General features: G+C 65.2%; 1 protein-coding gene and 1 pseudogene. Both read left to right on the forward strand.

What is annotated here, in order from left to right:
- Positions 1-145: pseudogene (locus HG542_RS35610) on the forward strand (IS630 family transposase); the annotation flags it as partial.
- A gap of 114 nt (positions 146-259) precedes the next feature.
- Entirely contained in the window at positions 260-709 is a 450-nt protein-coding gene (locus HG542_RS34130; RefSeq protein ID WP_171088310.1) for a DNA-binding protein, read from the forward strand.
- Positions 710-863: the final 154 nt, after the last annotated feature.

Raw genomic sequence — 863 nt, forward strand, 5'->3', positions numbered from 1 at the left:
CAGGGCCCTGCACGCCTGCCTGCGCTGGCGCAACACCAACGCCCGCCACCCCGACGTGCACGCTCCTCAGCGCAAAGAACGCGCCCGCATCCGCAGCGAGAAGGGCACCCGCTGGGGCGGACGCCCCCTCGAAACCGCAGCTTGATCCAACCCGGCGAACCTGCCAGCCACAGCACCAGGGGGCTCGCGAGCCACGATTGAACGAACTGTTTAAAACGATTCGTTGACAACAGTTCAGGAACTGCTTCATTCTCTTCTCATGTCGTCAACTCCTGAACAGCACGCCGACCCGTTCACGCCTCCACAGCCGGAACAGGCGCGAGCGCACCGCGTCTACGCGTCCCTGTTTCGCATCGCCGAGCGACACGCAACCACCGACGAGCAACGCCACCGACAGGTTCATCCCTCGGTCATCGGGCCACACGAAGCCGTCAGGCTCGTGTCGTTCCTGCTCAGTGGGGCCGCACAGCTCGACGACGGTGAGCCGGAGGTGGACCACGCTGACATCACGGCCGCGCTGAGCCTCGTCCCGCTGGTTCGCGGGGAGATGGACGAACTGGAAACCGGACTCCTCCAGATGGCACGTGGACGCGGCATGACTTGGCAAGAGATCGCCTTTGGCCTCGGGCTTGGCACTCCGCAAGCAGCCAGACAGCGATACGAACGACTGGCCAGCCGCGGCACACCCGACGCGGAAGGCCCGGAATAGGAAGGGTTCGCCCTTGGCATGCGCGCCAGCCAGGGGCCGGGCTCTCGAGCTGCGGTGCCCGAGCGCATACCGACGCTCCACGCCCTGGAAGCAATCTCCAGAGAGCTCGATCAACAACGACCAACACGGTGAACCTATGCGGTCACGGCACTAG

The organism is Streptomyces morookaense (genome assembly GCF_013030945.1).
Classification (GTDB): Bacteria; Actinomycetota; Actinomycetes; order Streptomycetales; family Streptomycetaceae; genus Streptomyces; species Streptomyces morookaensis.

What these genes read in the sequence shown, in the direction of transcription:
- HG542_RS34130 (WP_171088310.1), top strand. Translation starts at nt 260, where the DNA reads ATGTCGTCAACTCCTGAACAGCACGCCGACCCGTTCACGCCTCCACAG.